This window comes from Gordonia sp. OPL2, assembly GCF_003797825.1.
GTDB lineage: Bacteria > Actinomycetota > Actinomycetes > Mycobacteriales > Mycobacteriaceae > Gordonia.
On sequence record NZ_RKME01000006.1, the window covers coordinates 225,488 to 242,457 of the forward strand.

At 66.1% G+C, this 16,970-nt stretch carries 15 protein-coding genes; 5 read left to right on the plus strand and 10 right to left on the minus strand.

The window, feature by feature from the left end; translation table 11 throughout:
• Window positions 1–28: 28 nt before the first annotated feature.
• The 5 genes from EEB19_RS09110 to EEB19_RS09130 form a co-directional block, all read right to left on the minus strand.
• On the minus strand, window positions 29–1,021 hold the full coding sequence (locus tag EEB19_RS09110) for a glycine betaine ABC transporter substrate-binding protein (RefSeq protein ID WP_187585320.1): 993 nt from the start codon (window positions 1,019–1,021) through the stop codon (window positions 29–31).
• The gene (locus EEB19_RS09115) at window positions 1,018–1,755 is read right to left on the minus strand and encodes an ABC transporter permease (protein WP_187585322.1); all 738 of its coding nucleotides are present in this window, start codon (window positions 1,753–1,755) and stop codon (window positions 1,018–1,020) included. The genes EEB19_RS09110 and EEB19_RS09115 overlap by 4 nt, the downstream gene beginning before the upstream one ends.
• Complete coding sequence (locus EEB19_RS09120) at window positions 1,752–3,020, minus strand: ATP-binding cassette domain-containing protein (RefSeq protein WP_187585324.1); 1,269 nt, start codon at window positions 3,018–3,020, stop codon at window positions 1,752–1,754. Before EEB19_RS09120 ends, EEB19_RS09115 begins: the two co-directional genes overlap by 4 nt.
• The gene (locus EEB19_RS09125; RefSeq protein WP_187585326.1) at window positions 3,017–3,661 is read right to left on the minus strand and encodes an ABC transporter permease; all 645 of its coding nucleotides are present in this window, start codon (window positions 3,659–3,661) and stop codon (window positions 3,017–3,019) included. The genes EEB19_RS09120 and EEB19_RS09125 overlap by 4 nt, the downstream gene beginning before the upstream one ends.
• A gap of 230 nt (window positions 3,662–3,891) precedes the next feature.
• On the minus strand, window positions 3,892–4,305 hold the full coding sequence (locus tag EEB19_RS09130; RefSeq protein ID WP_187585328.1) for a nuclear transport factor 2 family protein: 414 nt from the start codon (window positions 4,303–4,305) through the stop codon (window positions 3,892–3,894).
• Between the two features lie 45 nt (window positions 4,306–4,350).
• Here EEB19_RS09130 and EEB19_RS09135 point away from each other — a divergent pair, with 45 nt between their 5' ends.
• A complete protein-coding gene (locus tag EEB19_RS09135) occupies window positions 4,351–5,061 on the plus strand; it encodes a TetR/AcrR family transcriptional regulator (RefSeq protein ID WP_187585330.1) in 711 nt (236 codons plus the stop codon).
• 40 nt (window positions 5,062–5,101) lie between these two features.
• On the opposite strand, the gene EEB19_RS09140 is transcribed toward EEB19_RS09135, so the two are convergent.
• Window positions 5,102–5,896 (minus strand): dioxygenase, encoded by a 795-nt coding sequence (locus EEB19_RS09140; protein ID WP_187585332.1) that lies wholly within the window; start codon window positions 5,894–5,896, stop codon window positions 5,102–5,104.
• 102 nt (window positions 5,897–5,998) lie between these two features.
• Between EEB19_RS09140 and EEB19_RS09145 the strand changes: the two genes are divergently transcribed.
• A complete protein-coding gene (locus tag EEB19_RS09145; RefSeq protein WP_187585334.1) occupies window positions 5,999–6,514 on the plus strand; it encodes a GNAT family N-acetyltransferase in 516 nt (171 codons plus the stop codon).
• Window positions 6,515–6,547: 33 nt separating this feature from the next.
• Complete coding sequence (gene mfd / locus EEB19_RS09150; protein WP_187585336.1) at window positions 6,548–10,162, plus strand: transcription-repair coupling factor; 3,615 nt, start codon at window positions 6,548–6,550, stop codon at window positions 10,160–10,162.
• A gap of 231 nt (window positions 10,163–10,393) precedes the next feature.
• Here mfd and EEB19_RS09155 read toward each other — a convergent pair whose 3' ends face one another.
• Complete coding sequence (locus EEB19_RS09155; protein ID WP_187585338.1) at window positions 10,394–11,284, minus strand: endonuclease domain-containing protein; 891 nt, start codon at window positions 11,282–11,284, stop codon at window positions 10,394–10,396.
• Between the two features lie 185 nt (window positions 11,285–11,469).
• On the opposite strand from EEB19_RS09155, the gene EEB19_RS09160 reads away from it, so the two are divergent.
• Window positions 11,470–12,501, plus strand: a complete 1,032-nt coding sequence (locus EEB19_RS09160) for a MazG family protein (RefSeq protein ID WP_187585340.1) — start codon at window positions 11,470–11,472, stop codon at window positions 12,499–12,501.
• A gap of 49 nt (window positions 12,502–12,550) precedes the next feature.
• On the opposite strand, the gene efeB is transcribed toward EEB19_RS09160, so the two are convergent.
• From efeB to efeU, 3 genes are read right to left on the minus strand one after another with little or no spacing between them, the layout of a single operon-like run.
• Window positions 12,551–13,858 (minus strand): iron uptake transporter deferrochelatase/peroxidase subunit, encoded by a 1,308-nt coding sequence (gene efeB / locus EEB19_RS09165; RefSeq protein WP_187585342.1) that lies wholly within the window; start codon window positions 13,856–13,858, stop codon window positions 12,551–12,553.
• Window positions 13,858–15,027, minus strand: a complete 1,170-nt coding sequence (gene efeO, locus EEB19_RS09170; protein WP_187585419.1) for an iron uptake system protein EfeO — start codon at window positions 15,025–15,027, stop codon at window positions 13,858–13,860. Before efeO ends, efeB begins: the two co-directional genes overlap by 1 nt.
• 35 nt (window positions 15,028–15,062) lie before the next feature.
• Window positions 15,063–15,992, minus strand: coding sequence for an iron uptake transporter permease EfeU (gene efeU / locus EEB19_RS09175; protein ID WP_187585344.1), 930 nt, complete (start codon window positions 15,990–15,992; stop codon window positions 15,063–15,065).
• Between the two features lie 163 nt (window positions 15,993–16,155).
• Between efeU and EEB19_RS09180 the strand changes: the two genes are divergently transcribed.
• On the plus strand, window positions 16,156–16,905 hold the full coding sequence (locus EEB19_RS09180) for a lytic transglycosylase domain-containing protein (RefSeq protein WP_262365535.1): 750 nt from the start codon (window positions 16,156–16,158) through the stop codon (window positions 16,903–16,905).
• Window positions 16,906–16,970: the final 65 nt, after the last annotated feature.

Sequence of the window (16,970 nt, forward strand, 5' to 3'; positions counted from 1 at the left end):
TGTCGCCGAGCGTGTCCGGCTGTGCGCGTCAGGTGATCAGGCCCTCGCTCTTGAGCCAGTTGTAGGCGACGTCGGAGGGATCCTCGCCGTCGATGTCGACCTGGCCGTTGAGTTCCTGCATGACCTCGTCGGTGAGCCGCTCGGAGAGTGTGTCCATCAGCGGTTGGATCTGCGGGTACTCGTAGAGGGTCTCCTTGCGCACCACCACGGTTCCGCTGTAGGGCAGGAAGTACTTCTTGTCGTCCTCGAGCACGGTCAGCTGGAGGTTCTTGATGCGACCGTCGGTGGTGTAGACCATGCCGAAGTTGCAGGGCGCACTGTTCGCCGTCGACGTGTAGACGACGCCGGAGTCCATCTGGGTCACGTTGCCGGCCGGTACACCGTTAGGGGTGTTGTAGGGGATGCCGTAGGTCTCCAGCATCGGCAGGAAACCGTCGGGGCGGCTGAAGAACTCGTCATTGATGCAGAAGGTGCGTTCGTTGACGGGCAGCTTGGCGATGTCCGACATGGTCTTCACGTTGAGGCGTTTCGCTGTCGGGCCCGACACGGCGAACGCGTAGGTGTCGTTGAAGTTCGCCGGCGGCAGCCACACCAGATTGTTCTGCTCGAGCTCGGCGTCGTGCACCTTCTGCCACAGTTCCTGCGGGTCGGGGATCACCTCGGTCTCGTGCAGGTAGGTCACCCAGGCGGTTCCGGTGTACTCCCACAACAGATCCGCGTCGCCGTTGAGCTGGGCCTGCCGCGACGACGCCGAACCCGGCGCGTTGGTGAGGTCGACGACTTCGGCGCCGGCCGCTGCCAGGTAGGTGGCCGCGATCTTGCCGAGTAGCACGCTCTCGGTGAAGTTCTTCGACGTGACGGTGATCTTGGCACCCTCCAACGGTTTCTGCCCGTCGGGAAGTGAGGCTGCTTTGAACGTGCCGGACGAACTCACCAGTCCGCAGCCGGCCAGGAGAAGGACGACCGATACGAGCATCAGCGTCGTCCGGAGGAACCCGCGTCGTCGGGCCGGGCGGTTCATGAGAGTCCTCGGGGGGTTGCGACGAGTTCGAAGAGTCGGCCGAGCCAATCGATGGTCAGCGCCAGCAGGCCGACCAGGACCGCGCCTGACACAAGCAGTTTCGGCAGGAAGAGCGTGACACCGGTGGTGATCAGGGTGCCCAGGCTCGTCGCGCCGATGAAGGTGCTCAGCGTGGCGGTGCCGACGAGGATGACCAGGGCGGTCCGGACTCCGTTGAGGATCACCGGCACCGCCAGCGGCAGCTCGACCTGGATGAGGGTGCGTGCCCCCGAGTAGCCGATACCGCGGGAGGCTTCGACGGTCCGCTGGTCCACCTGCCGCAGCCCGACGATGGTGTTCTGCAGGATGGGCAGGATCGCGTAGACAACGAGACCGATCACCGCTGTCTTGAATCCTGTTCCGAGCCAGAAGGTGAAGAGCACGAGCAGACCGACGGCGGGGGCGGCCTGGCCCACGTTCGCGATGTTCACCGCGATCGGGTTGAGCCACTTCATCGACGGCCGGGTCAACAGGATGCCGAGGGGGATCGCGATGACGATGACGATCACCGTCGCCGTGACGGTCAGCTTGATGTGATCGAAGATGGTGATGCGCAGGTTGTCCCAGCCGAGGGCTGCGGCCTCGGTCTCGGTCAGGGTCGTGTTCTGGTACCAGATGATGTATCCGGCGAGGAGCACGACGATGAGCAGCGGCTCCAGCCACACATCGATCGGGAGGTTGCGGATTCGTCTCATGCCGGCTCGTCGGGTTCGTCCGCCGCAACGATGACCGGCATCTCGCCGGTGTGGGTGCCCTCCGGGTGCTCGACGTAGTTCGTGTGTTCTTCCTCCGGCCGCGCCTCGGACAGCTGGCCCCGGATGATCTCCATGACCGTGGCGATGGTCAGCTTTCCGATCGCTGCACCGCGACCATCGGTGACGAGCGCGCCGCCCTGGCTGGCTGCGAGCATCGAGTCGAGGGCGTCGTTCAGGGTCGAGGACCGCGCCACGACGGGGAGGCGTCGGTCGATGTAGTCCGACACCTGCGGTTTGGCCGCCACCTCGGCCAGTGACGGCCAGGCGCGCGGGTGACCCTGGTTGTCCACCACGACAACCCACTCGTCGTCGGCGGCCCGCGCACGCCCGATCACCGTCGACGACGGTTCGCCGACCAGCGCCGTCGTGATGGGTTCGGGCGGTACGTCGCGGACCCGGGAGAGGGTGAGGTGGGCCAGCGTGGCGCCGGAGCCGATGAAGTCCTCGACGAACTTGGAAGCCGGGTTGGCGAGGATCTCCTCGGGCGCCGCGTACTGCTCGATGTGGCCACCCTCGGAGAGGATGAGGACCTTGTCGCCCAGTTTGGTCGCCTCCTCGAAGTCGTGGGTGACCACCACGATCGTCTTGGCCAACTCGTGCTGGATGGCGATCAGGCTGTCCTGCAAACGGACTCGGGTGATCGGGTCGACCGCGCCGAACGGTTCGTCCATCAGCAGGATCGGTGGGTCCGCGGCGAGCGCCCGGGCGACGCCGACGCGCTGCTGCTGGCCGCCGGACATGTCCTTGGGCAGTCGGTCGGCGAAGGTGGGTCCGTCGAGTCCGACGAGATCGAGCAGGTACTCGGTGCGTTCGGCGATGCGCTTCTTGTCCCAGCCGAGCACTCGCGGGATGGCGCCGATGTTCTTCGACACCGGCCAGTGGGGGAAGAGACCGCCGGACTGGATGACGTAACCGATGCCCTGCCGCAGCTTGTCCGGGTTCTCGTGGGTGACGTCGCGACCGTCGATGAGGATGCGACCCTCGGTGGGCTCGATGAGCCGGTTGATCATCTTGAGCGTGGTGGTCTTGCCGCACCCCGACGGCCCCACGAAGGCGACGATGTGACCTGCCTCGATCTCCAGGTCGAGCGCGGCGACCGCCGGCTTCTCCTGCCCGCGATAGCGTTTCATCACCCCGTCGAGATGGATCGACGCTCCGGTGACGGTCCGGTCGTTGTTCGAGGGCGCAGTGGACAATTCGGTCATTGCAGTCCTTTGGAGATGGTGAGCCGTCCGAGGAGGACGAGCAGTCCGTCGAAGATGAGCGCGATGATGACGATGAGAATCGTTCCGGTGAGAGCCATCTCGAGAGCGTTGGCTCCGCCGAGTCGGGACAGGCCGCTGAAGATGAGGGACCCGAGACCGGGGCCGAGGACGTACGCGACGATCGCGGCGATGCCGACGATCATCTGCGTGGAGACCCGGATGCCGGTCAGGATCACCGGCCAGGCGATCGGCAGTTCCACCGACATCAGGATGCGCCAGCGCGACAGGCCGATTCCCTTGGCGGCCTCGACGACCGACGGTGGCACCGAGCGCAGGCCGACGATGGCGTTACCGATGACCGGCATAGTCGCGAAGAAGGCGAGCATGATGAACGACGGCACGACGCCGAGGCCGAACGGCACGATCAGCAATGCCAGCAGCGCCAGGGAGGGGATCGTCAGGGCGACACGGCTGCTGGTCAAGGTGAATGCGGAGAAGAACGGTAGCCGGTACACCGCGACCGCGATCACCACCGCGACCAGTGTTCCCACCAGCACGGTCTGAAAGGCCAACGATGCATGCTGATACGTGAGAAAGGTCAGGGTGCTCGCGTGCCCCTCCACGTAATCCCACAGCTGCAAACCGAACCCCCTCGTCGTCGGCCCCGACGGTGCTCAGTCGTCGACCGGTGGCCGGAATCCGGAGCTGAACCGAATTGCAGCTTATAGCCGAAAGTCCGGTCGGCGAAGGTTTTGCGCGATATCCCCTTTCGCAATCGAGCCTCTCGCGGTGGCGCAGACATGCTCTGATCTGTGGCTTTGGGCGTTTGATAACGATTGTCCAAAGAAACCGGGGTTACGTCACGGCGTAATCACAACTGCTTGTCGAAGCACCTTTCCAGCGTTCGTGTGGTAATGCGCCAGCCGTCGTCGGTGAGGATCCACGTGTCGGAATACCAGAGCCCCAAGAGGAACGTCGAGTTGTCCGGGGTCTGCATCGGATTCAGACACAGCGACCGTGTGGTGGCCGACCCGCCGTCGACCCGGATGTCGTGATTGCCGAGCAGATGGCAGTAGGCCGAGAAGGCCGGGAGCACCTGCGCCAGCCACGCTTTCACCTCCGCGAGATCGCCGACGATGCCGCCGGTGGCGCTGTAGTCGATGCGCGCGTCGGCGGTGAACACCCGATCGAGATCGTCGAACCGTTGCGCATCCACGGCGGTCGAGTAGTCGGTCAGGATCTGTTGGATCTCGAGACGTGCCGAGATCTCCTCGATGGTCAGCATGTCTACTGATTACCGCAGTCCGGCCGTCGTCGATAGGGTTGACTTATGGCAGTGAGCCGCCCGACCGACAAGTCCGGCGAGGTGCAGCGCGCACCTCGCGCCCGGATGACCGGCGCCCAGCGGCGCCTCCAGTTGATCGAAGTGGCCCGCGGACTCTTCGCCGAGCGCGGCTTCGAGGGCACCTCGATCGAGGAGATCGCCCAGCGCGCCGGTGTCTCCAAGCCGATCGTCTACGAACACTTCGGTGGCAAGGAAGGTCTGTACGCGGTGGTCGTCGACCGCGAGATGGAGACCTTGCTGGAGATGGTCACGTCGTCACTCACGAAGAATCGCTCGCTGTACCGGATTCAGCAGGTGGCGCTCGCCCTGCTGACCTACATGGAGGAGCGGACCGATGGTTTCCGCATCCTTGTCCGCGGGGACCGGACCGACGCGAGCGAGACCGCCACCTACTCGAGCCTGCTCAACGACGCCATCAGTCAGGTCGAGCACATCCTGGCCGGCGACTTCGAGCGTCGCGGCTTCGATCCGACACTGGCTCCGCTCTACGCGCAGGCCCTCGTCGGCATGGTCTCGGTGACCGCCCAGTGGTGGCTCGACGTCCGCGAGCCGTCGAAAGAAGTGGTCGCGGCGCACCTGGTCAACCTGTGCTGGAACGGACTCACCCGCCTCGATCCGAGCCCGGAACTCGTCGGGCCGGACTACGTGGAGTCCCGGGAACGAACGATCGTCGACGAGCCCGAATCCGATCTGTAGCAGTTGATTCCGCATATCGCGGCATCTTCTGACGGGCCCGTCACGCGAGCACGACACTCCGCTTCGCCAGGCCCATCCAGAATCCGTCGATGACCTGATCGGGTCGTTGCTCGACGTCGTCGCTCGCGCCCAGCGCGACGAACAGCGGTGCGAAGTGTTCGATCGTCGGGTGCGCATACGGCATTCCCGGCGCCCGGTTGCGGAAATCGATGAGGGCATCGACGTCGCCGGCAGCGAACCGCTCGTGCGCCCAGGCGTCGAACTCGACCGACCATCCCGGCGGCGTCGCCTCCGGTGTGGGATCGCTCAGGTAGGGCAGGCCGTGCGTGGTGAATCCGGACCCGATGATCAACACGCCGCGATCGCGCAGAGGCGCGAGCCGGCGGCCGAGATCGAGCAGCCGTTCCGGATCGAGGGTCGGCAGGGAGATCTGCAGGACCGGGATGTCGGCCTCGGGATACATCACAGTCAGCGGAACGTAGGCACCGTGGTCGAGGCGACGGCGCCGATCGTGGGCGATCGCCTCGCCGTCGGGCATCATCGCCGCGACTGTCGCCGCCAGGTCGTCGGCGCCGGGGGACCAGTACGTCGTCTGATAGAAGCGGTCGGGGAAGCCCCAGAAGTCATAGGTCAGCGGAGTCGTCGGGTCGGTCGACCCGATCGTCAAGGGAGCTGCCTCCCAGTGGGCCGACACGACGAGGATCGCCGATGGCCGCGACAATCGACCCGCGAGTTCGGTGAGCTGGTCCACCCAGCGCTCGCTGTCCACCAGAGGTGGCGCGCCGTGACTGAGGAACAGCGTGGGTGGACGGTCGACGGCGTCGGTGATGCTCATGTCGAGATCTAACAGGACCGTGGTCCGGTTGATTCCGCGTGTTCGGTTCTGTGTTCGGTCCCGTGTCCGACGTGCTCGCGTCGATCCGGCATCATCGTCGGCATGGTCTCCATCCGTCCTGCCACCACGGCCGACTGCCCGGCCGTCGCCGTCATCTACGGACATTACGTCGAGCACACGGTCGCCACGTTCGATTACGAGGCGCCGACGGTGGACCATTGGGAAGCCAAGCTCGCCGCGATCAACGCGGCCGACCGACCGTTCGTCGTCGCCGTCGACGACGCCGACGGCACGGGCGACGCGGCGGTCATCGGATTCGCCTACCTGAGCTCGTTCCGGGACAAGAAGGCCTACGCGTGGACAGCCGAGGACACCATCTACCTCGATCCCGACGCGGGCGGCCGCGGCATCGGGGGCGCGCTGCTGGGCGCGTTGATCGAGGCCGCCGACCCCGCGAACGTCCGGCAGATGATCGCCGTGATCGCGGCAACGGGCGGCGAGGCCTCGGTCGCCCTGCACGCCAAGCACGGGTTCGTCGAGGTCGGTCGCACCCCGGCGGTCGGCTACAAGTTCGGGCAGTGGATCGACTGCATCTACATGCAGCGGGCGCTGCCCTGATTCATGTCATCGGCGTTGCCTACAATCGTCGGAGTGTCGACTACCCCCGCCCTGCACGGGCTCGCCGCGGTCACCTGCGCTGACAAGGCCATCGCGGATCTGGTCGGCAGGCGCGGCCAGGACAGACTCGACATCACCGCACCGGACGCGGCGCGTCCCTTCGTCGTGGCCTGCCTGGCCGCGGCGGGCGGGACCCACTCAACCTCCGACGGCGCCGGGACCGCGCCCCTGCTCGTCGTCTCCGCCAACGGTCGTGAGGCCGACGATCTGACCGCCGAACTGTCCGAACTCCTCGACGACCCGGCGGCGGTCGCGCAGTTCCCGTCGTGGGAGACGCTCCCGCACGAGCGACTCTCGCCGAGCGCCGACACGGTCGGCCAGCGTCTCGCCGTGCTGTACCGGCTCGCCCATCCCGAGGTCGGGACACCGCTGCGTGTCGTCGTCACGACGGTGCGTTCGCTGGTCCAACCGATGGCGCCGGGCCTCGGTGCGGTCCGCACCGTCGAGCTACGCGAAGGCATCGAGATCGACTTCGACGGCCTGCTGACCGATCTCGTCGAGATGGCCTACGAGCGCGTCGACATGGTCGGCCGGCGCGGCGAGTTCGCTGTGCGTGGCGGCATCCTCGACGTCTTCCCGACCACCGCCGACTACCCGGTGCGAGTGGAGTTCTGGGGCGACGAGATCTCCGAGATGCGTGCATTCTCGGTGGCCGACCAGCGCAGCCAGCAGGAGATCGAGGTCGCGACCGTCCGGGTGCACCCCGGCCGTGAACTGATGCTCACCCCCGCGGTGCGCGGACGCGCCGCCGACCTCGCCGCCGAACACTCCGGAGACGGTGTGCTCGCCGAAATGCTCTCCAAGCTGGCCGAGGGCATCCCCGTCGAGGGCATGGAGGCGCTGATCCCCATGCTCGTCGAGGGGCAGATGCAGCTGCTCACCGAGGTCATGCCGACCGGGACGGGTGTGCTGCTGCTCGACCCCGAGAAGGTTCGGACACGAGCCGCCGACCTCGCCCAGACCGGTGCGGAGTTCCTCGAGGCATCGTGGACGGCCGCCGCCCTCGGTGCCGACGCGCCGGTCGACGGACGCAACGCGGACGGCTCGGGTATCGACTTGCAGGCCAGCGCCTACCGTGCCCTCGACGACGTGGAGAAGACGACGCTCGCCGCCGGGCGGTCATGGTGGACCATGAGCCCGCTGTCCACGGGGAGCGGGGACGAACTCGAACTCGATCTGACGGCCGCTCCGGCCCCGCACGGCAACGAACACGACATCGCCACCACCTTCGCGACATTGCGCGCTCACGTGACGTCCGGCGGCACCGCGGCGATCGTCGTCGCCGGCAAGGGGACCGCCCAGCGGATCGGCGAACGTCTCGGCGAGGCGGAGGTGCCCGCCGAGATCGTCGATCCCGGCGCGCGTCCGGAGCCGGGCCAGGTGTCGGTGTTCCACGGCACGCTGCGGTCGGGCATCGTCTGCCCGGATGCCGGAGTCGTGATCGTCACCGAGACGGATCTGACCGGCAACCGGGTGGCCGGCGTCCGCGACGGTCGCAAGCTGCCGGCCAAACGTCGCAACCAGGTCGACCCCCTCGCCCTGACCGCAGGCGACCTCGTCGTGCACGACCAGCACGGCATCGGCAAGTTCGTCGAGATGATCGAACGGACGGTCTCGGGTGCGCGTCGCGAATACCTCGTGCTCGAATATGCCGCGGGCAAGCGCGGCCAGCCAGGCGACCGTCTGTACGTCCCGATGGACGCCCTCGATCAACTCTCGCGCTACGTCGGCGGTGAGCAGCCGTCGCTGTCGAAGCTGGGCGGATCGGATTGGCAGAACACCAAACGCAAGGCGCGCAAAGCCGTTCGAGAGATCGCCGGCGAGCTCGTTCAGCTCTATGCCGCACGACATGCCGCGCCCGGATATGCGTTCAGTCCGGACACGCCGTGGCAGCGCGAGATGGAGGACGCCTTCGACTTCACCGAGACGATGGACCAGCTCACGGTCATCGCAGAGGTCAAGTCGGACATGGAACGTGCGGTGCCGATGGACCGCGTCATCGTCGGAGACGTCGGGTACGGCAAGACCGAGATCGCCGTCCGTGCTGCGTTCAAGGCCGTGCAGGACGGCAAGCAGGTCGCCGTGCTCGTCCCGACAACCATTCTGGCGCAACAACATCTGCAGACCTTCACCGAGCGGATGACAGGATTCCCGGTCCGGGTGCGTGGGTTGTCGCGCTTCACCGACTCCAAGGAGTCCAAGGAGGTCATCGACGCGATGGCGACCGGCGAGGTCGACATCGTCATCGGTACCCATCGACTGCTGCAGACCGGCGTCACATGGAAGGATCTCGGTCTTGTGATCGTCGACGAGGAACAGCGTTTCGGCGTCGAGCACAAGGAACACATCAAGTCGCTGCGTACGCATGTGGACGTCCTCACGATGTCCGCGACGCCGATCCCGCGGACCCTGGAGATGTCGATGGCCGGGATCCGCGAGATGTCGACGATCCTGACACCTCCCGAGGAGCGCCACCCCGTGCTCACCTATGTGGGTGGCTACTCGTCGAAACAGGTCGCGGCCGCGATCCGTCGAGAGCTGCTGCGCGACGGCCAGGTGTTCTACGTCCACAACCGTGTCTCCACGATCGACAAGACAGCGCGCGACATCGCTCAGATGGTGCCGGAGGCGCGGGTCGTCGTGGCGCACGGACAGATGAACGAGGATCAGCTCGAACGCACTGTCGCCGGATTCTGGAACCGCGAGTTCGATGTCCTGGTGTGTACCACCATCATCGAGACCGGCCTCGACATCTCCAACGCCAACACCCTCATCGTCGACCGCGCGGAAAATCTCGGACTCTCGCAACTGCATCAGCTGCGTGGACGAGTCGGCCGCAGTCGCGAGCGCGGCTACGCCTATCTGCTCTACAGTCCGGAACGTCCGTTGACCGAGACCGCCTACGACCGCCTTGCGACGATCGCCCAGAACAACGAACTGGGCGCCGGGATGGCCGTCGCGCTGAAGGACCTCGAGCTGCGCGGCGCGGGAAATGTGTTGGGCGGGGAGCAATCCGGACATGTCGCAGGCGTCGGATTCGACCTGTATGTGCGTCTGGTGGGGGAGGCGGTCGAGGCCTATCGCGCCGCCGCCGACGGCAAGCCGGTCACGAGTTCGGAACCGACGGAGGTGCGCATTGACCTGCCCGTGGATGCCCACATCCCGGTCGAGTACGTCGATTCGGACCGCCTCCGCCTCGAGGCCTACCGCAAGCTGGCCTCCGCCGAGAACGACGCGGCCGTCGACGGTGTACTCGCCGAACTGGTCGACCGCTACGGCGAACCGCCGGAGGAGACCCGCAGGCTGGCGTCCATCGCTCGCCTCAGATTGCGGTGTCGCGAGCGTGGCGTGACCGAGATCGGTTTGGCGGGAACAGGTGTCAAGGTGTCGCCGATGACGCTGCTCGACAGCGAGCAGGTCCGGCTCAAGCGGCTGTATTCGTCAGCGAGCTACCGCGCGACGACGTCGGTCGTGACCCTTCCGATCCCGCGCACCGGCGGTGTCGGCTCACCGCGACTGCGCGACGAGGAGTTGGTGGACTATCTGACGACGTTCCTGTCGCAGATCAAACCTGTCGAGGCCGGATGATCGGTCGCCGTCGGCGGACCGCGTTCTGACCTCCCCCGGCCACCTGGCCCCACTCCACGACCTGACCCCACTCCGCCGATCGTGCCCTGGAATTCGCCGATCGTGTCCAACTTTTCGCCGACCGTGCCCTGGAATTCGCCGACTGTACCCTCGAATTCGCCGACCGTGTCCAACTTTTCGCCGACCGTGCCCACGCCGGCCGACGACCCCACGAGTCGCCGGCCGGGCCGGTCAGAAGTATGCGCCTCTCGACCGTAATGCGTTCTCGATGGCGATGATGACGAGCCACGGCGCCGTCCGAAGCTGCTCGGCGTTGATGCGGATGACGATCCAGCCATCTCTGCGTAGTTGTTCGTCGCGCGCTGCGTCGTGGGCTCGCTGCTCAGGACTCGAGTGGAAGTCTTCTCCGTCGTACTCGATCGCGATCTTCGGCTCTCGATAGCCGAGGTCGATGCGGGCGTAGACGTGACCTGACTCGTTCTCGACCTCGATCTGCAGGTCAGGCGTGGGGAGGTCGGCACGGAGCATCATGAGCCGGAACCAACTCTCAGGTGGTGACTCGGCGCGCGCATCGATCAAGGGTATGAGGAACCGTAGCTGTCGGATTCCTCGATGTCCGTCGCGATCGTCGGCGTACTCCTGAAGGTCGGTGGCCGAGAATCGGGTCGCTCGTGCCAGGTCGTCGAGATGTCCCAGCGCACGCCATTCCGGACCGCGTCGTCCCAGGTCGTAGGCAGTTCGGATAGGAGTCGTGACCGCAATCCCGCCGATGGTCATGATGTCCGTCTCCGTCAGCTCGGTCCGGTGTACCCGGCTACCTCGCCCGGGTTTACCGGAGCCCGAGGGGTGCCGGAACAGCTCGACCTCGAAGTCGGCGTCATACCACTTGCCCTCGTGCTTGATGAGGGCCGCCATTCCGCCGACGACGGGTCGCCCATCTGCGCTCATGGCGATTGCATCGATGCGCTCTGTCGGTGGAAGGATCGCGGTCCGGTCGACGTAGAGTCCGCCGCGCAGATGGCTGAAGGCGCCGGTGAACTCCTCGGCGGTCATGCCACTGCGCTCGACGGCCTGTTGCCGTCGGACGAGTCGTTTACCGATGATCTCCGAATTGCGTGTCATGCCTGTTTAGACGCAGAGCGGGCCGGATCGGTTTCGCCGACCTTCGTCCGTGCGGAGGTCTGTGGATGACGGGCACGGTCAGCGAATATCTGGACACGGTCGGCGCGTTTGCGGACACGATCGGCGGAGAGCCGGGACGCTGCGCTAGGTTCGTGACACGTCGTCCGAAGGGAGATGGATCGCCGATGACCGTGATCCTGCTCGATCCGTTGCGACCGGACACGATCCCGGCGCGAGCACTGCCGCTGCTGAACGGACCGCTCGTGGTCACCGAGGATGTCCACCCGTCGACATTGTGGGATCTCGGGCTCACCGGGGCCACTTGGGCCGAGCACGACGATTCCGACGCAACGTTGCTCACCGGCGATCGGCGGCATCCCTTCACGCGCGCCCGCATCGACCGTGGCGACGACGTCATCACCGCGCGCCCCGTCGCGGGTGATGCGTTGCTGGAGGCGGTCGCGCTGATGGACACACTGCGACGACGAGGTCCGTGGGAGAGCACTCAGACCCATCCATCCCTGCGGCGATATCTCCTCGAGGAGTGTTACGAACTGCTCGATGCGATCGACGACGGCGATCGTGAGTTGCTGCGTGAAGAGCTCGGAGACCTGTTGCTACAGGTGTTGTTCCACGCACGCATCGCGGCCGACGACCCGGACCGACCCTTTGACATCGACGACGTCGCACGCAGTTTCACCGAGAAGGTTCGTGGACGGACGCCGGGGGTCCTCTCAGGTGCGCATGCCGATCTTCAGACCCAGATCAACGAATGGGAAGAACGCAAAGCCGCAGAGAAGGCGCGCGGATCGGTGCTCGACGGCGTCGCCACGACCGCGCCGGCCCTCGCCCTGACGCAGAAGGTGTTGGAACGGCTCGAGGCAGCAGGCTATCCGATGGAGCGGATTGATCCGGCGATCACCAGTGTGACTGTCCAGGTCGGCGGCGACAGCGTCGAAGAGGTTACGCGACAGCGCGTTCGGGATCTCATGGATCACGTGCGAGAGGTCGAGTCGCGGGCCCGCGCGGAAGGGGCCACACCGAGGGTTCGCGAGGACTGGTTGGCGATCCTCGATCCGGTCGGCGAATTCCAGGGCCCGGTCGGCGAAGAACCGGACCCGATCGGCGAAGAACTGGACCCGATCGGCGAAGATCTGGGCACGGTCGGCGAAGAACTGGACCCAGTCGGCGTGGAGTCGGACGCCGCCGACGAGTGACGGCGGGCCACCGACAGCGCGGGGGAGCGGGTGAGGGCGCGCGGCCCGCTCATCCCTCGAACAGCTGCTGTCCCCACCATTCGCCCGCCCGTACGCCGGGCGGAATCGCGAACACCGACGACCCGTTCGGGATCAGGTATTCGGTCATCGCGTCCTGACGCGAGAGCACCTGCTGCATCGGGACGAACTGCTTGCCGGTGTCTCGGTTGAACGCGATGAAGAACAGGCCGGCGTCGAGGTGTCCGAATCCGTCGGAGCCGTCGGTGAAGTTATAGCCGCGCCGCAGAATCCTGATCCCCCCAAGATTGTCCGGATGGGCAAGGCGCACATGGGCATTGCGCGGGATCATCGGTGCGCCGTACGACGTGACGTTGAAATCCGGGGTGTCGAACTCGCCTTCTTGTCCCAGTGGCGCGCCAGAACCCTTGAGCCGTCCGACGATCTGTTCCTGCTCGAGCAGATTCGCTCGATCCCACGGTTCGATGTCCATCCGGATCCGCCGCGCGACGAGGTATGTGCCACCGGTCATCCATTGGGCCGCCGGAGGGTTGTCGCCCGCACCGACCCACACCCATCGGTCCAAGAGGTCGGTCTGCTCCGCACGCAGATTCGCGGTCCCGTCCTTGAAGCCGAACATGTTCCGCGGCGTCTCCTGCGACTGCGTGGTCGACGACGTGCGGCCGAAGCCGAGTTGGGACCAGCGCACCGCGACGACTCCCAAACCCATCCGGGCCAGATTGCGGATGGCGTGCACGGCCACCTGCGGGTCGTCGGCGCAGGCTTGGATGCATATGTCGCCGAACGACTTCGACGGTTCGATCCGCTCGGCCGCGAACGCGGGCAGGTCGACCAACGCGGCGGGCTTGGCGCCGGCGATCCCGAACCGGTCGCGTCGCGCCGGATCGGATGCGCTGGGGCCGAACAACCCTGGCCCGAATCCGATGGTGAGTGTGAGGTTGGCCGCGCTCAGGCCGAGTGCCTCGCCCGTGTCGGCGGGCGGTGTGTAGTCGCCGTGGTCGACCGCGCCGCCGGGCACCGTCTCCTCGCCGCGCGTCATGCGTTCGGCCGCATCGGTCCAGGCCTTGAGCATCGCGACGAGATCGGTCCGCGAGTCGGTGACGACGTCGAAACTCGCGAAGTGGAGTCGGTCCTGGGCGGCGGTGATGATGCCGGCCTGTCGGTCGCCGCGGAACGGCACGATCTTGCTGCCCGCGGTGTCCTCGGCCGCCGTCGCCCGACCGATGGCGACCCCGCCTGCCGCCGCGACCACCCCGACCCCGGCCCCTCCCAGCAGGGCGCGGCGCGAGAAGCGCTGTCGTCCTGAGGGTTCTGTCGGCGTCGGGGTGGGATCGGACATCAGCCCAGGACCAGCCCCGGAACCTGCGACAGGGTCGCCGACAACGCGTCGATCTTGTTGGACAGATCCTTGCGCTGTTCCTCCGTCACCTGCGTGTAGCTGACGTAACCGTCGCCCTCGCGGAACTGATCGATGGCATTGCGGACGTCCGCGAACTGCGCGGTGATCTTGTCCATCAACTGCGGGTCCTTGGCGGAGATGATCGGCTGCATCGTCGCGATCGCCGTCTCCGAACCGTCGACATTCGCGGCGAAGTCCCAGAGGTCGGTGTGCGAGTAGCGGTCCTCTTCACCGCCGACCTTGGTCGCGGCGACCTCGTCGATCAGTGCCTGCGGTCCCTGGACGAATGAGCGGGTCTCGAAGGTGAAGTCCGGCTTGTTGACCTCGGTCTTGAGGGTGGTGACATCGGCCAGCAGTTGGTCGGCGGCTCGATCGATGTTCGGCTTGGTGTCGGTGGCCTTGGCGTTCGCCGCGTCGGCGGGCGATATCTGGCCCGGACCATCGCCGATCTCCTGAGGCTGCGGCGGCCAGAGGTAGCGCTCGATGCGGTGGAATCCGGTGAACGGCTGCTTGCCGTCTTCGGTGTCGTCCCACCGCATGTCGATGGCCGGGTCGAGATCCGGGAACGACTCGGCGACCGGTTCGATGCGCTCATACGGGGTACGGGCGAGTCCGAACTGTGCGCGGGCGGCGTCGAGATCGCCGCTCTTGACGGCGTCGACGAAACTCTTCGTCTGCGTCTCGAGGGTGTTCAGCTGGTTGCGGACATAGGTCAGGTACTGCTCCTTGGCGTTGTTGACGTCCTCCGGTGCCTGCGACTTCTCCTTCTTGTCACCGGTGACCGAGATCTCCTCGCGCACACCCGTCCCGACCATGCCGGGCTTGCACGCAACGGTGTAGGTGCCTGGGTCGGTGACCTCGACGGTCAGGTTGCCCGACAAGCCGGGCCCGATGTTCTCCACCTCGCCGAGGACGCGATTGTTGTTGCCGTATACGTAGAACTCGGTGACCTTGGAGCCGTTGTTGGTCACCTTGAAGTTCACGTCGCCGGTCTGGGCCTCGTTGGTCGCGAGTTCACAGGCGTCATTGGTGGAGGTGACCGCGATCGCGCCGTTCGCGCTCTCCTTCGATGTACACCCGGCCAACAACATCGGGGCGGCGACCGCCATCGACAGCAACGCGACCGCCGTGGTGCTACTCGGTTTCACCCTGGATTCCTTTCAGATGCCGGCGTCGTGGGTGCCGGGGTCTCGGTGGCCGGAGATTTCGACGGCGTTGCCGTCGTCCGCTTCGGCCGGTTCGCACGGAGGAAGAATGTCAGGACGATCGCCACGTACAGGCACCACGCGACGACCTGCAGCACGGTCGGATCCGGTCGGAAGTTGAAGATTCCCGCCAGAACCGTGCCGTACCACGACGATTGGTCGTAGTGCTCGCTGATGTCGAACGCCAGGGTGTTGCTGCCGGGGAGCCAGCCCACGGTCTGCAGCGCGCGGACCCCGTAGGCGAGGATTCCGGCGGCGACGAAGATCAGGAAGATCCCCGTGTAGAGGAAGAATGTGTGGAAGTTGAGCCGTACCGCCCCGCGGTAGAGGAGCACGCTGATGACGACGGCCACGACGATGCCCAGGAGCAGTCCGAGCAGGGGCCAGAGGCCGCCGGACACGCTCTCCGCGTAACCGACCATCAGCAGTGCGGTCTCGAAGCCCTCCCGCCCGACGGCCAGGAACGCCAGACCCAGAACGGAAAGACCGCCCGTGATGAGGGCATTCGACATCTCGTCCTTCAGATCGGCCGAGATGTGTGCCGACGCCTTGCTCATCCACAACACCATGAAGGTGACGATGGCGACCGCCACCAGAGACGCCAGTCCGGCGATGAGCTCGGCAGTGAGGGTGGAGACCGTCGAGGTGCCGAGGTGGATGATCAGGAACACGACGACCACCATCGCGACCGCCGCCGCGACACCCGCCCAGATCCATTTGAGGGCGTCGCGACGGTCTGATTTCACGACATAGGCGATCAGGATCATCACCACGATGCCCGTTTCGAGGCCTTCGCGAAGTCCGATGAGTCCGCTGCCGAACATCTGCGCGAAAATCGAGGGCGCGCCACCCGCAGCGAGAGAACTCATCACGAACTTTCTGCGACCGCACCGCGAACGGCCCGGGTTTGGTGAGGCTAACCAGGTGACAGTAGCCCCGGCGGCCGGGAACCGAAAGGGCTGTCGCAAAGTTGTCATGAAGAACGGGACGAAAGACCCAGAGGGAGAGTCGACGGTGGAGGGGCGGATGAGGATGTGGCGTCGGGTCGCCAGGAGGGCGGTACTGGCCCCGGTGATCATCGGCGCGACCGCGCTGGTCGCGTCGGCGTGCCTGGATCTGCCCTCGCTCAAGCGCCCCGACATCCCGGACGGCATCCCGCCCGGTGCCGGCGCCCCGACGCCGTACATCAACATCAACTCACCCGGCCGCACCGCCGAGTTGCTCCGGGACTGGGCCACACCCATCTCGGACTCGACCGGCATCCCGCTGATCGCACTCGAGGCCTACGGCAACGCGGCCGAGATCCAGCGCCAACAGCATCCCGAGTGTGGTCTCGCGTGGACGACGCTGGCGGGTGTCGCCGCGGTGGAGAGCAAGCACGGGACCCATCACGGCACCGACATCGCCGCGAACGGTGACACCTCGCCGCCCATTCGGGGCGTCGCCCTCGACGGGACCCGAGGCAACATGCAGATCCACGACACCGACGGTGGCCGGATGGACGGCGACTCCACGCACGACCGCGCGATGGGGCCGTTCCAGTTCATCCCCGAGACGTGGAATCGATACGGAGTGGATGCCAACGGCGACGGGCGCGCCGACCCGGACAACATCGACGATGCCGCGCTGTCGGCGGCCCGATATCTGTGCGTGTCGTCGGGTGGTGACATGACGACTCCCGAGGGGTGGGAGAAGGCCGTCAAGGTCTACAACAACTCGACCCAGTACGTGCTCGACGTCCGGGATCGCGCCAACGCGTACTCGGTCAACGTGCGCTACTGACCCACGAGGTCACCAGTGTCTCCCTCGTCACGTGCGTCCGGCAGGCAACGATTAGGCTTTGACCC